Origin of the sequence: Herbaspirillum sp. (assembly GCF_017744395.1) — a bacterium.
In the GTDB taxonomy this organism is placed as follows: domain Bacteria; phylum Pseudomonadota; class Gammaproteobacteria; order Burkholderiales; family Burkholderiaceae_D; genus Herbaspirillum.
Map to the genome: position 1 here is coordinate 92,140 of NZ_JAGIBI010000007.1, position 13,742 is coordinate 105,881.

Consider the following 13,742-nt stretch of genomic DNA (forward strand, 5'->3'; position numbering starts at 1 on the left):
GTTGCGGGAAGGAAGAGAGGGCGGTCAGGCGGCAGAGGCGCCGGATTCGGCTTCCATCTGGGCGCGGCGCAGGCGTTCGCGGCTGTTGGTCAGGTGGTTGCGCATGGCGGCCCGGGCCGCTTCGGCGTCGCCGCGGGCGATCGCTTCATAGATGTCTTCGTGCTCGCGCTGCACCCGGTCGAGGTAGCTGGCCTGCTGGTCGTGCGCCAGCTCGGCGGTATTGATGCGCTTGCGCGGGATCACGCCCATGCCGAGGTGGCTGATGATCTCGATGAAGTAGCGGTTGCCGGTGGCGTTGGCGATGGCGAAGTGGAAGCGGAAGTCGGGGCCGACCGTGTCGCCGCCGGACAACTGGTTGGCGCGGAAGGCGTCCAGCGCTTCGCGGATCTCGCGCAACTGCTCATCGGTGCGGCGCGCCGCGGCCAGGCCGGCGGTTTCGGTTTCCAGGCTAATGCGCAGTTCCAGCAAGGCCAGCAGGTCGCGCATGGTGGTGATGGTGGCCGGATCGATATTGATGTTGGAACCCTTTTTCGGCTCCAGCACGAAGGTGCCGATGCCGTGCCGGGTCTCGACCGCGCCGGCGGCCTGCAGGCGCGAGATGGCCTCGCGCACCACGGTGCGGGAGACCCCCTGGCTTTGCATGATCTCGGATTCGGTGGGCAGCTTGTCGCCCGGCTTGAGGCTGCCGCTGTCGATCATCTGCGAGAGCGCGGCGACCACTTCCTGCGACAGGCTCTGGGGCTTGCGGCGCGGGCGCAGCGGCGGGTTGGGGGTGTCGCTTGCTTCCATGACGTTACCGTTGTTGAAATGCCGCCGGCGCGAACGCCGGATGAGAAAAGAGTTGCGACATCTTACCAGACCGTTAACGGCCGATGACGGGAAAAAGCCTGCCGGAAGCTGGGACTTGGCGGACATTCCTAGGCAGGGCTGTTGCCGCCCCTGGAAAGCGCCTGCCCGGCAGCAATTAGTACCTGACAGGATTACTCGGGTTTGATATACTTGACTCAAATATTCGGGAATTCAGGGAACCGGGATTCAATTGTTTCTGGAGCAGGAATTTCATGCGACTAACCACCAAAGGCCGTTTTGCCGTGACCGCGATGATTGACCTGGCCTTGCGCCAGGGCAACGGCCCGGTCACGCTGTCCGCGATCAGCGAGCGGCAGGAAATTTCCTTATCATATCTGGAGCAACTGTTCGGCAAGCTGCGCCGCCACAATATCGTGGAATCCGTGCGCGGCCCCGGCGGCGGCTACAACCTCGCCCGCAAGGCGGCCGAGGTGTCGGTGGCCGACATCATCATCGCGGTGGACGAGCCGCTGGACGCGACGCAGTGCGGCGGCAAGGAAAACTGCCACAGCGCCACCCATCCGGGCGGCCCGCGCTGTATGACGCACGATTTGTGGTCGACCCTGACCGAGAAGATGGTGGAGTACCTGGACTCGGTGTCCTTGCAGGACCTGGTCGACCAGCAGAAGGAACACAAGATGGCGGAGCATCGCGCCGCCGACAAGCCAAGCGTGGTGGTCATGCACCGCCCGCAAGCCGTAGCCTGATTTGGAGTTTTTACTTATGAACGCACCGCTGGAAAAAAGCTTGCTGGAGACCATCAAGGCTCCGCACTTCCCGATCTACATGGACTACTCGGCGACCACCCCGGTCGATCCGCGCGTGGCCGACAAGATGATTCCCTACCTGCGCGAGCAGTTCGGCAATCCGGCCTCGCGCAGCCACATGTACGGCTGGTCGGCGGAAAAGGCGGTGGAAGAGGCGCGTGAGGAAGTGGCCAAGCTGGTCAATGCCGACCCGCGCGAAATCATCTGGACCTCCGGCGCCACCGAAAGCAACAACCTGGCGATCAAGGGCGCGGCGCAGTTCTACAAGACCCGCGGCAAGCACATCATCACCGTCAAGACCGAGCACAAGGCGGTGCTGGACACCTTCCGCGAACTGGAGCGCCAGGGCTTCGAGGCGACCTACCTGCAGCCGCAGGACAACGGTCTGGTGACGGTCGAGCAGATCGCCGCCGCCGTGCGCGAGGATACGATCCTGGTGTCGGTGATGCTGGTCAACAATGAAATCGGCGTGATCCAGCCGATCCCGGAAATCGGCGAATTCTGCCGTTCCAAGAACATCATCTTCCATTGCGACGCCGCCCAGGCCACCGGCAAGGTCAAGATCGACCTGGAAAACTGGAAGGTCGACCTGATGAGCTTCTCGGCCCACAAGACCTACGGCCCCAAGGGCATCGGCGCGCTGTACGTGCGCCGCAAGCCGCGCGTGCGCATCGAGGCGCAGATCCACGGCGGCGGCCATGAGCGCGGCCTGCGCTCGGGCACGCTGGCCACGCACCAGATCGTCGGCATGGGCGAAGCCTTCCGCCTGGCCTGCGAAGAGATGGATGAGGAACTGCAACGCATCCGCGCGCTGCGCGACCGCCTGGCCAAGGGCCTGCAGGAAATCGAGGAAACCTACGTCAACGGCGACATGGAACACCGCGTGCCGCACAACCTGAACGTGAGCTTCAACTACGTCGAGGGCGAATCGCTGATCATGGCGATCAAGGACATCGCCGTGTCGTCCGGCTCGGCCTGCACCTCGGCCAGCCTGGAGCCGTCCTACGTGCTGCGCGCGCTGGGCCGCAGCGACGAGCTGGCGCACAGTTCCATCCGTTTCACCATCGGCCGTTTCACGACCGAGGAAGATATCGACTTCACCGTCAACCTGATCAAGAGCAAGGTCGGCAAGCTGCGCGAACTGTCCCCGCTGTGGGACATGTACAAGGACGGCATCGACCTTTCCACGATCCAGTGGGCGGCACACTAAATTCAAGGAGCACAACATGTCTTATTCGGAAAAAGTACTCGACCACTACGAGAACCCGCGCAACGTCGGCGCCTTTGAAAAGGGCGACGAGACCGTCGGCACCGGCATGGTCGGCGCGCCGGCCTGCGGCGACGTGATGAAGCTGCAGATCAAGGTGGGCGCCGACGGCGTGATCCAGGACGCCAAGTTCAAGACCTACGGCTGCGGCTCGGCGATCGCTTCGTCGTCGCTGGTGACCGAATGGGTCAAGGGCAAGACGCTGGACCAGGCGCTGTCGATCAAGAACACCCAGATCGCCGAAGAACTGGCGCTGCCGCCGGTGAAGATCCACTGCTCGATCCTGGCGGAAGACGCGATCAAGGCCGCCGTGCAGGACTACAAGGCCAAGCACGGCGCCGAGCAGAAGGCCGCGGCCTGATCTCGATCGGGTTCGCAGCATCATTTGACAGCAGCAAGGCAGGCATCATGGCAATCACATTGACAGAGAAGGCAGCAAAACACATCAGCCGGTACATGGAGCGCCGCGGCAAGGGCATCGGCCTGCGCCTGGGCGTGCGCACCACCGGCTGTTCCGGCCTGGCGTACAAGCTGGAATATGTGGATGAGCAGGTCGCCGAGGATACCGTGTTCGAATCGCACGGCATCCGCGTCTTCGTCGATCCCAAGAGCCTGCCTTACATCGACGGCACCGAACTGGACTTCGCGCGCGAAGGATTGAATGAAGGGTTCAAGTTCCAGAATCCCAACGTCAAGGACGAGTGCGGCTGCGGCGAGAGCTTCCGCATCTGATGTGATGCGGCGACGGCGCGGTTGGCCGTCCCCGCTTGTTCCGCCGCGGCGCATCGCCCGCGGCCAGTGCTTAGCCGAACCTGTGACAGCGCTGCCATCGTCCGGCCGACGATGCGGCGGTTCCAGCGTTCCAATGGTATCGATGTGCCAAGCCTGTTGCAGTCCGACAGGCTTTTTATTTTTCAGCCATGCAAAACCATTTCGACCTGTTCCAGTTGCAGCAACGCTTCGCCATCGACATGAAGGCGCTGGAGCAGGCGTACCACCGGGTGCAGGGCCAGGCCCATCCCGACAAGTTCGCGCACGCCAGCGACGCCGAGAAGCGCGTGGCGATGCAATGGGCCACCCGCGCCAACGAGGCTTACCAGACCCTGAAAAGCCCGCTGCGCCGCGCGCGCTACCTGTGCGAGCTGAACGGCGTGGACCTGCAGACCGAATCCAACACCGCGATGGCGCCTGCCTTCCTGATGCAGCAGATGGAATGGCGCGAGACGCTGGACGATGCCAAGGCCGGCAAGGACATCGACGCGCTGGAGCAGTTGAACAGCGAGCTGCAGGCCGAGAAGAAGGCCGAGGTGGCGCGCATCGAAAAGCTGCTGGACGCCGGCGACTACGTCCAGGCGGCGCAGCTGGTGCGCCAGCTGATGTTCCTCGACAAGTTCGGCGGCGAGATCGGCGACGCGTTCGCGCTGGTCGAAGGATAGGCGACGACATGCCCGACATCTTCCTGTTCCTGCTGGCCGCGATGACGCTGACCCTGGCGCCTGGGCCGGACAATATCTATGTGCTCACGCGCGGCATCGCGCAGGGCAGGAAGGCCGGCCTGGTGGCCGCCGCCGGTTTTTCATCCGGACTGGTGTTCCATACCTTGCTGGCGGTGCTGGGTTTCGCCGCCGTGATCAAGGCCTACCCGCCGGCCTACCACGCGCTGCAATACGCGGGCGCGGCCTACCTGGCCTACCTCGGCTACCGCACGCTGCGTTCGGCCGCGGCCGGCATTTCGCTGGCTCAGGATGAGGGCGCGCCCGGCGTGCCGCTCAAGCGCATCTACTGGCAAAGCGTGCTGGCCAATATGCTCAATCCCAAGGTCACGTTGTTCTTCATCGCCTTCCTGCCGCAGTTCGTACATCCCGAAGCCGGCCGTGTGCCGCTGCAGATGCTGCTGCTGGCGCTGGTGTTCATCGTCCAGGCCTTCATCATCTTCAGCGCCATCGCGCTGTTTTCCGGCGCGGTCGGCGCGTACTTCCGCCGCCGCGCATCCGCTTCCGTCCATCTGAACCGCCTTGCAGGCTGCGCTTTCATCGGCCTCGGCATCCGGATGGCCCTTCCCGAATAATGCGTGAATAACGAACCGATCTAATTCTTATGGCCTTACTCCAGATTTCCGAACCGGGCATGTCCACCGCGCCGCACCAGCGGCGCCTGGCGGTGGGCATCGACCTCGGCACCACCAATTCGCTGGTGGCTACCGTGCGCAACAGCATTCCTGAGGTGCTGGCCGACGACGAGGGCCGCGTGCTGCTGCCTTCGGTGGTGCGCTACCTGCCCAACGGCCACGCCAACATCGGCTACAAGGCGCAAGCCGCGCAGACTACCGACCCGCGCAACACCATCGTCTCGGTCAAGCGTTTCATGGGCCGTGGCCTGAAGGACATCGCCCACGCCGAGAACCTGCCGTACGACTTCCAGGATGCGCCGGGCATGGTGCAACTGAAGACCGTGGCCGGCGTGAAGAGCCCGGTGGAAGTCTCGGCGCAGATCCTGGCGACATTGCGCCAGACCGCCGAAGACGCGCTCGGCGACGACCTGGTCGGCGCCGTCATCACCGTGCCGGCCTACTTCGACGACGCCCAGCGCCAGGCCACCAAGGATGCCGCGCAACTGGCCGGCATCAACGTGCTGCGCCTGTTGAACGAGCCGACCGCCGCGGCCATCGCCTACGGTCTCGACAACAATTCCGAAGGCATCTTCGCGGTCTACGACCTGGGTGGCGGCACCTTCGACATTTCCATCCTCAAGCTGACCCGCGGCGTGTTCGAAGTGCTGGCCACCGGCGGCGACTCGGCCCTGGGCGGCGACGACTTCGACCACCGCCTGTTCTGCTGGATCAGCCAGGAAGCGCAACTGCAGCCGTTGTCGGATGAAGACACGCGCTTGCTGATGGTCAAGGCGCGCGAAGTCAAGGAACTGCTGTCGACCAAGGCGGAAGTGCAGATCGATGCGGCGCTGAAATCGGGCGAGCAGGTGCACCTGTCGATCACCGCCGACCAATTCGCGGCCATGACCCAGCACCTGGTGGCCAAGACCATCACGCCGGTGCGCAAGGCCCTGCGCGACGCCGGCCTGACCGTGGAAGACGTCGACGGCGTGGTGCTGGTCGGCGGCGCCACCCGCATGCCGACCATCCGCCGCGCGGTGGGCGAGTTCTTCAAGACCAATCCGCTGTCCAACATCGACCCCGACAAGGTGGTGGCGCTGGGCGCGGCCGTGCAGGCCAACCTGCTGGCCGGCAACCGCGCCCCGGGCGACGACTGGCTGCTGCTGGACGTGATCCCGTTGTCGCTGGGCATCGAAACCATGGGCGGCCTGGCCGAGAAGGTCATCCCGCGCAACTCCACCATCCCTTGCGCCCGCGCGCAGGAATTCACCACCTTCAAGGATGGCCAGACCGCGATGGCGATCCACGTGGTGCAGGGCGAGCGCGAATTGGTGGCCGACTGCCGTTCGCTGGCGCGCTTCGAGCTGCGCGGCATCCCGTCGATGGCGGCCGGTGCGGCGCGCATCCGCGTGACCTACCAGGTCGATGCCGACGGCCTGCTGGCGGTGTCGGCGCGCGAAGTCACCTCGGGTGTGGAAGCCTCGATCAGCGTCAAGCCGTCCTACGGCCTGGCCGACGACGAGATCGCGCGCATGCTGCAGGAATCCTTCAGCTCGGCCGACGAAGACATGCAGCGCCGCGCCTTGCGCGAAGAGCAGGTCGAGGCCGAGCGCATCGTGCTGGCCACGCAATCCGCACTGGCGGCCGACAGCGCGCTGCTGAGCGCGCAAGAGCGCGCCGCCATTGAGCAGCAGCTGGCGGCCGTGACCGCCGCCGCCCAAGGCAGCGACCACCTCGCCATCAAGGCCGCGGTGGATGCGCTGGCGCGCGGCACCGAAGAATTCGCGGCGCGCCGCATGGACCGCAGCGTGCATGCCGCGCTGGCCGGCAAGAAACTCGACGAAGTGTCGTAATCAAACTGAATTGAACAGCTGAAAGTCATCCTATGCCTCAGATCGTCATCCTCCCCCATCCGGTCCTGTGCCCCGAAGGCTCGGTGATCGACGCGCCGGCCGGCAAGACCCTGTGCGATGCGCTGCTCGACAGCGACATCGAGATCGAGCACGCCTGCGAAAAATCCTGCGCCTGTACCACTTGCCACGTGGTGATCCGCGAAGGCTTCGATACCCTCAATGATCCTTCAGACAAGGAAGAAGACTTGCTGGACATGGCCTGGGGCCTGGAAGCCAATTCGCGCCTGTCGTGCCAGGTGGTGCTGGGCGAGGACGACCTGACCGTCGAAATCCCCAAGTACACGATCAACCACGCTTCCGAAAACCATTGATCCGGGGGAACCGAACATGAAATGGATAGACACCCAGCAGATCGCCGAGGAGCTGTATGACAAGTTTCCGGACATCGACCCCAAGACCATCCGCTTCACCGACCTGTACCGCTGGGTGATGGAGCTCGACGGTTTCGATGACGATCCCAAGCACGTGGGCGAGCGCATCCTGGAGGCGATCCAGGCCGCGTGGATCGAAGAGGCTGAGTAAGCTTCGACAGCTTGCAGAAAAAATGCCGTTCAGTGAGATGCTGAACGGCATTTTTCTTTTGGAGCACGCCCGTCGATAGTCAAATGAACAAATCCGGCACCCCATGCCCGCCGGCCGCATATTGCGGGAAGATCTTTTCCAGCTCCTGGTCCCTGATGCGCATATGCCGTTCCGCCACCGAGGACAGCACCGCGCGGAAATCGGTAGTGATCGCCAGGTCCCGCCCTTCGTTCAGGGCCGCCTGGTTCAAGCCCGGCCATTGCCCGTAGATCCTGCCGCCGCGCAGGTTGCCGCCCAGCAGCCACATGGCGTTGCCGTGGCCGTGGTCGGTGCCGCCGTTGCCGTTCTCGCGGAAGGTGCGGCCGAATTCCGAGACCGCCACGATCACCGTGTCGTTGAAGGCCGGCCCCAGTTCGCGCGCCAGCGTCGCCAGCCCGGTGGCCAGCGGTCCCAGCCGTCCGGCCAACTGGCCGGCGCCGTTGCCCTGGTTGGTGTGCGTGTCCCAGCCGCCCACCGCCAGGAACGACAGGCGGATGCGCGGGTCCTTGCGCATCAGGCGGCCCAGGCGCGCGGTATCGAGCGACAGGCCGTTGGGCAGCGGCGCGCCGTTGTTGGCCATCTGCTGTTCATCGCTGTTGATTTCGGCCATCAGTTCGCGGCGCGCGGCGATGCCGTCGCGGTAGGCCTTGGCGATCGGATCGTCGCCGCCGTACAGCGGCGTGAAGGCCTGGATCATGCGCGGCTGGTCGATCAGGCCGGGGCGGGCGGCGGCGCGGCCGGTCTGCAGGTTGGCCACGACGTTCCTGCCGCTCAGGATGCGCGGCGTGGCGTCGCCCACGGAGAGCGCCTGCAACGGCGATTCGGACGGCGGCAGGTAGCCCATCAGGCGGTTCATCCAGCCGTCGCGCGTGTTGTGCTGGCCCGGGGTGCCGGTTTCCATGTAGTCCTGCGCTTCGAAATGCGAGCGCGAGGCGTCCGGCGAGCCGGATGCGTGGACGAAGGCCAACTGGCCGCTTTCCCAGTAAGGCATCAGCGGCTGCAGCGCCGGATGCAGGCCGAAGTAGCCGGTCAGGTCGATGGCGCCGTTGGCCTGGCCGGGACGTGCCACGGCAATGGTCGGGCGCGCCCGGTAGTACTCGGGCTCGCCGTGCGGCACCACCACGTTCAGGCCGTCGACGGCGCCGCGCAGGAATACCACCACCATGCGCGGCGCGCCGTCGCCATCGGCATGCGCGCGCGGCCTGGGCGAGCCGTAGGCCAGCTTGGCCGGGGTAGCGGCGGCGGCCCGGTGGATGGTCTTGTCGCCGGTGGGCACCACGGCGCAGCCGGACAAGCCGACCGGCACCAGGATGGCGCCGCTGCCTGCGGCGCCGAGATAGCGGATGAAGTCGCGGCGGTTCATGTCGGTCCTTGGCGTGGGAGTGTTCAGCGTTTCATGAAATCCGGGCTGCCCAGGATCAGGCCGGCCTGCAGGTTGCCGGGCGCGCCGGCGATCCTGGCCGCGTTGTCCGGCGTGATGGCCGGGCCCAGCGTGGCCAGCAATTGCTGCGGATCGGCCGGGCGCGCGTCGGCATTGGACGGCGGCGGCGCGCCCTCGGCGCGGGCGATCGGCGACTTGCCGCCGGCCAGGCCGCCGGCGAAGTTGATCCGGCGCAGCAGCGCATCGGGATTGAGCCAGGCTTCCTGGGAGTACTTGTAGCCCTCGGGCGTGAGCCAGCCGTACAGCGGCATGCCGAACTGGCCCAATGCGCCGTTGACCGCCTTGCCGTTCACCACCGGCGTGGCGGTGGCGCGCAGCGCGGAGACCACGAACTGGTAGGGCGTCTTGAACTGCGTTTGGTAATTGGCGCGCGACCAGAACTGCGGGCTGTCGAACAAGGTTTGCAGCACCGCGCGGATGTCGCCGCGGGTGGCCAGGAATTTTTGCGACAGTTGCCGCACCAGCGCCGGATCGGGTTTATCGGCGACGAAATACTGGACCAGCTGGGTACAGATGAAACGCGCCGTCGACGGATGGTTGGCCAGGATGTCCAGCGCCGCTTCACCCTCCTGGTAGCCGCTGGCGCCGGCGAGCGGCCTGCCGAGGAACACCTTGGGCGCGGCATCGTGGCGGCGGGCGTCGAAGGAGAAGGGGGCGGCGCCGCCTTTCATGGCGTTGACGTCGATGGTCCAGCCCGACAGGATGCGCGCCAGGGCGACGACGTCGGCTTGCTGGTAGCCGCCGTCCACGCCCAGCGTATGCAGCTCCATCAGTTCGCGCGCGTAGTTTTCGTTGAGGCCCTTGACGCGGCCGCGCGCGCCCGGCGTGCCGGCGCCGCTGGAAAGCCAGTTGTCGATGTAGTACAGCATCGCCGGATGGTGGGCGACCGCGCCCAGCAGGTCGCGGAAATTGCCCAGCGCGTACGGGCGGATGGCGTTCTTCTCATAGTCGCCGACCCAGTAGCGCACCCATTCCTTGCCTTCGAAGACATTGAAGTGGTTGGCCCAGAATTCGGTCATCACTTCCTGCAGCTGGCGCGGGCTTTCGGTGGCCTGCAGCAGCCGCGCCTGGTGGAATTGCGGCGTCAGCTCGCGCGCGGCGCGCTGGCGGGCGGCTTGTTTTTCCTCATTCGAGGCATTCTTGTCGAACGAGGGCGGGCCGTAGTCGACGAACAATTGCGCCGGCGTCATCTGCAGGCCCGGCAGCGCATCCAGGCGGGTTTGCAGGTCGGGCGGCAGGGGGATGCGTTCGGGGTGCAGTTGCTGGTCGATGTAGCGTTTGACGCCCATTTTCTCGACCTGCTCCAGGTCGCCGGGGCGCGGGCCGTAGGCCAACCGGTCCAGCACATGCAGGGCACGCTCCTGCGGCGACAGGTCGGCGCCGACGGCCGATGCCGCGCAGCATGCGAGCAGGAGCAGCAGGCATTGCCGGCGCAGGAGAGCCGGCAGCGTGGCCGGGGGAATCGCTTGGCAAGACGGACGCAGGAACGGGCGCATGAACGGGCCTCGACGTTGATGTTGGCTGCCGACAATGTCCCGGCCCGCAACGATGGCGGGCCGGGAGATGGGGGGACACGTCCTATAACGCCGCTGTGCGGATTAGGTTGGCAGGATGGGAGAGCGTTACACGGCGTTACAAAGCCCCTGGCCGTTGTCAGGCTGGAGGAATTGCCGTTGTATCAATGTTCGAACAGCTCGAAGTTGCCCGCGCCGCGGAAGACGGTGAGGTCGTTGACGCGGCTGCCGGTGGTGGAGATGACGGCATCGATGTCGACTTGCAATTGCAGCGAGCTGCCTTTGACCGGCACGTCGTTGAGGATCGGCACGGCGCCGGTATCGGGCCGCAGTATCACGCTTTCGGCCTGGGTTTCCGGTTGCTGGCCCGGCACCATGACGCTGCCCAGCCCGACCACATGGCCGTCCAGCCTGGCATTGAGCACGCGCAGCGTGAAGGCGCCGCCATTGCCCAGCCGATAAGTGTCGGCATTGTCGGCGGCGCCGTGGAAGAACAGCGTCATCAGCGTCGGCACCTTGCAGGTGGCGAAGAGCGTGACGCTTTGCCGTCCCAGGCTCATCGCCAGCGGCGAGACCTGCTTTTTCAGCAGTTCCGCGCGCGTGGTGGAGCCATAGTCCACGGCGGGGTTGCTGATCTGCATCTGGCAGTTGTCGGCGCCGTCGGCACGGGCCGGCGCCGCCGTCAGCGACGCGGCCGCCAGCAGGGCCAGGGCAAGGACGAAGTCAGGCCGGCGCATGGGAGATTCCTTTCGATTGCGCGTGCATGTCGGGCCGGCATACCGCGTCGGCCGTCTCGTAGAACATATTGGGATCGGGGGCGGAGGGCAAGCTGTATTGCAGCACGCAGCTCTTCTCGTCCGGCAGGATGACGCGCAGGGCGCCGGCCGGCACGCCGTTGAGCAGGAATAGCTGGCCGTCGTCGACCACGGTGGTCACGAACTGGTTGTCGGCGTCGAGCACGAATGCGCCCTTGGGCAAGGCCAGGCCATCCGGCGATTTGGCGTTGAGCAGGATGCGCCGGACCTTGAGCACATCGAAGTCGACATGGCTGACCGAACCGCGGCCGGGATCGAGCACTTTCAGCCCGTTCTTGATGTCGATGTTGCGGGGCAGGCTCTTGGTGGCGATTTCCAGGCGGGTGCTGGCGTAGGGCGGCAATTGGGAGATCACGGCCTGGCCTTTCCAGTCGGTCCAGACCGGGCCGTAGGGGGTGCCGACCTTCACGCCGGACACATCGCCCACGCGCAGGATGCCGAAGGTGTCCTGCACCGCGTAGGGCGAGAACGTCAAGCCGCCCTGGTGCAGCACCATGCCGCCGCGCAGTCCGCCGTTGTAGGCCGTATTGCCCGACCCGTAACGCGCGTAGCCGAGATTGGCCTGCGCATAGCGCGGCAGCATTGCGAACTGGGTGGACAGGTCGTTGTCGCCGGTCTGCTGGTTGCGTTCGGCGGTGACGGTGTAGTTCACATAGTCATTGAAGCGTTCGTTGTACGAGGCCCCCAGGCGTTGGTAGCCGCCGCTGTTGTTGACGTAGCTGCGCACGCTGCGCTTGCCCAGCGGGATGCTGACGGTGAGGTAGAAGGTATTGGCGTTGCCTCCCAGCGTGCCGGTGCCGCCCATCTGGTGTTCGATATTCAGGTTGACGCTGACGTTGTCGAAGCTGCGCCCCCAGGAAGCCATGACGCGCTGGGTGCTTTGCCCGTAGAACAAGGTGGCCCGGGAGTACGAGAGATGGAAGCCGCCCAGCAGCGTATTGCTCCAGTTGAGCGAAGCCGTGTATTGGCCGCGGTAGCGCGCGTACTGCGTCGTCGGCGCCTGGCCCGGCGTGAGCAGCAGTTGCTCGGCCAGTTCGCTGCGCTGGTCGATGACGGTATCGTTGAGGTCGCGGTAGCCCAGGGTGTGCTGGGTGGTGGACAAGCCCAGGGACGTGCTTGCCGTCAGGATGCTGTTGGTGGCGAGCGTGAACTGGGTGCCGCGTTCGCCCTCGCCGGAGGCATGCGAGAAGCGCTGCTGGAAGCTCAGGTTATGGCCGCCGATCTGGGTATTGCCGCCCCAGCTTGCCGCCTGGTAGCCGGTGGCGCCCATCAGGCCGGCGTTGAGCGTGCTGTTGCGGCCCAGCGGCCAGCCGCCGCTGGCGGTGGCGAGCCAGGGTTGCCTGCCGGTGGCGTTGCCCAGCGAACGCAGCTTGCCCAGCGCGAAGGAATAGCCGCGCTGCATGCCCAGGTTGCCGCCGTGCAGCGATGCCGCAGGCACCGTGAAGCGGCGCTGCGCGCCATTGGCTTCGATCACCGTGACATCCAGGTCTGTGGTGCCGTTGAGCAGCGGCAGGTCGGCCAGCGCGAAGGGGCCGCTGGGCACCACCGTGGAATAGATCAGGGCATTGTTCTGGCGCACTTCGATGCGCGCCTGGGTCTGGGCGATGCCTTCCACCATCACGTTGTTGAGCGAGCTGGAGGACAGGGCGGTTTCCGGCACGATCTGCAGCCCGGTGATGGGGCCGGCGGCGAAGGGGCTGTTGAGGATGTTGATCTGGCCGCCCTGGAAGATCGACTTGTAGCCGACCAGCGTGCGTTGCGCATAAGCGTACAGGTGCTGGCGCTGCGAAGTGCGGTCTTGTTCCGAATACATGCTGCGCCCGCGCACGATCCAGTCGCGCGTGTTGAATCCGTATTCGAGATTGGCGCCGAGGAAACTGCTGGAGCTGTTGCCGAACTGGCTGCGCGAAGCGATCACGTCATAGTTGAGCAGGGCCGCGCTGCCGCCGGTGGCGAAGCCGGAGAAGTCGCTTTCGTTGGGACGCAGCGCATCGGTCGGCACGACCAGCGCGACTTCTTCCTTGCCCGGCCGCAGTTCGATCCCGGTCTGCGGATAGGCGCCTTTGAAGTCATGGCATTGCGCGCTTGCCGGCAGCGTTTTTTCGGGCGTCTTCAGGCCTCCCTTGTCGAGCAGGTTCTGGTCGAAACAGAGTTCGCCCTTGTCGTCGAAGCGCGCATCGATGCGTCCGCGCTGCTGCCCGTTGACGAACAGGGTGACGATGTTGATGCCGGGGCGGAAGCGGGCGGCGTCCTTGAAGTATTCGGCGATTTGCGGATCGATGCCGCGCTCGCGCAGCATGTCCAGGTCGAACCCCGCCGGCAGTTGCGCCCAGGCCGGGAGCGCCGCGGCCAGGCCGCCGCCAAGGGCGAGCAAGCGATGGCGGCGCCGTGAAAGGGCCGCCGGAATTTCACCGATGGGAAGAGGCGGCGCGACCATGGCGCCGGTATGCCGTTGCCGCGTACCGGAAGAAGACAGGCCGTCGTTGTCCGCGGTCGCCACCCGTC

14 protein-coding genes are annotated in these 13,742 nt (G+C 65.6%); 9 read left to right on the forward strand and 5 right to left on the reverse strand.

Going from position 1 to position 13,742, the window contains the following annotated elements; translation table 11 throughout:
- Positions 1 to 24 precede the first annotated feature (24 nt).
- The gene (locus J7548_RS17405; protein WP_290976933.1) at positions 25 to 789 is read right to left on the reverse strand and encodes a FadR/GntR family transcriptional regulator; all 765 of its coding nucleotides are present in this window, start codon (positions 787 to 789) and stop codon (positions 25 to 27) included.
- Between the two features lie 272 nt (positions 790 to 1,061).
- On the opposite strand from J7548_RS17405, the gene iscR reads away from it, so the two are divergent.
- The 9 genes from iscR to iscX all read left to right on the forward strand — a co-directional run bounded on the left by iscR (position 1,062) and on the right by iscX (position 7,428).
- The gene (iscR, locus tag J7548_RS17410) at positions 1,062 to 1,556 is read left to right on the forward strand and encodes a Fe-S cluster assembly transcriptional regulator IscR (RefSeq protein WP_290976936.1); all 495 of its coding nucleotides are present in this window, start codon (positions 1,062 to 1,064) and stop codon (positions 1,554 to 1,556) included.
- Positions 1,557 to 1,572: 16 nt separating this feature from the next.
- Entirely contained in the window at positions 1,573 to 2,826 is a 1,254-nt protein-coding gene (locus J7548_RS17415) for an IscS subfamily cysteine desulfurase (protein ID WP_290976938.1), read from the forward strand.
- Positions 2,827 to 2,842: 16 nt separating this feature from the next.
- Entirely contained in the window at positions 2,843 to 3,244 is a 402-nt protein-coding gene (iscU, locus tag J7548_RS17420; RefSeq protein WP_050466091.1) for a Fe-S cluster assembly scaffold IscU, read from the forward strand.
- A gap of 47 nt (positions 3,245 to 3,291) precedes the next feature.
- The gene (gene iscA / locus J7548_RS17425; RefSeq protein WP_290976942.1) at positions 3,292 to 3,615 is read left to right on the forward strand and encodes an iron-sulfur cluster assembly protein IscA; all 324 of its coding nucleotides are present in this window, start codon (positions 3,292 to 3,294) and stop codon (positions 3,613 to 3,615) included.
- Positions 3,616 to 3,803: 188 nt separating this feature from the next.
- Positions 3,804 to 4,319, forward strand: a complete 516-nt coding sequence (hscB, locus tag J7548_RS17430; protein WP_290976945.1) for a Fe-S protein assembly co-chaperone HscB — start codon at positions 3,804 to 3,806, stop codon at positions 4,317 to 4,319.
- An 8-nt stretch (positions 4,320 to 4,327) separates the two neighbouring features.
- Positions 4,328 to 4,951 carry a LysE family translocator gene (locus J7548_RS17435; protein ID WP_290976948.1) on the forward strand — a complete coding sequence of 208 codons (624 nt, stop codon included), beginning with the start codon at positions 4,328 to 4,330 and terminating at the stop codon, positions 4,949 to 4,951.
- Positions 4,952 to 4,980: 29 nt separating this feature from the next.
- Positions 4,981 to 6,846 (forward strand): Fe-S protein assembly chaperone HscA, encoded by a 1,866-nt coding sequence (hscA, locus tag J7548_RS17440; protein WP_290976951.1) that lies wholly within the window; start codon positions 4,981 to 4,983, stop codon positions 6,844 to 6,846.
- A 32-nt stretch (positions 6,847 to 6,878) separates the two neighbouring features.
- Positions 6,879 to 7,217, forward strand: a complete 339-nt coding sequence (gene fdx, locus J7548_RS17445) for an ISC system 2Fe-2S type ferredoxin (protein ID WP_290976953.1) — start codon at positions 6,879 to 6,881, stop codon at positions 7,215 to 7,217.
- A 16-nt stretch (positions 7,218 to 7,233) separates the two neighbouring features.
- The gene (gene iscX, locus J7548_RS17450) at positions 7,234 to 7,428 is read left to right on the forward strand and encodes a Fe-S cluster assembly protein IscX (RefSeq protein ID WP_290976956.1); all 195 of its coding nucleotides are present in this window, start codon (positions 7,234 to 7,236) and stop codon (positions 7,426 to 7,428) included.
- A 79-nt stretch (positions 7,429 to 7,507) separates the two neighbouring features.
- Here the strand turns inward: iscX and J7548_RS17455 are convergent, their stop codons facing one another.
- The 4 genes from J7548_RS17455 to J7548_RS17470 all read right to left on the reverse strand — a co-directional run bounded on the left by J7548_RS17455 (position 7,508) and on the right by J7548_RS17470 (position 13,737).
- On the reverse strand, positions 7,508 to 8,830 hold the full coding sequence (locus J7548_RS17455; RefSeq protein WP_290976959.1) for a DUF1501 domain-containing protein: 1,323 nt from the start codon (positions 8,828 to 8,830) through the stop codon (positions 7,508 to 7,510).
- A gap of 23 nt (positions 8,831 to 8,853) precedes the next feature.
- Complete coding sequence (locus J7548_RS17460) at positions 8,854 to 10,404, reverse strand: DUF1800 domain-containing protein (protein ID WP_290976961.1); 1,551 nt, start codon at positions 10,402 to 10,404, stop codon at positions 8,854 to 8,856.
- Positions 10,405 to 10,586: 182 nt separating this feature from the next.
- Entirely contained in the window at positions 10,587 to 11,159 is a 573-nt protein-coding gene (locus tag J7548_RS17465) for a hypothetical protein (protein ID WP_290976963.1), read from the reverse strand.
- Entirely contained in the window at positions 11,146 to 13,737 is a 2,592-nt protein-coding gene (locus tag J7548_RS17470; protein ID WP_290976966.1) for a fimbria/pilus outer membrane usher protein, read from the reverse strand. The genes J7548_RS17465 and J7548_RS17470 overlap by 14 nt, the downstream gene beginning before the upstream one ends.
- Between the last annotated feature and the right edge of the window lie 5 nt (positions 13,738 to 13,742).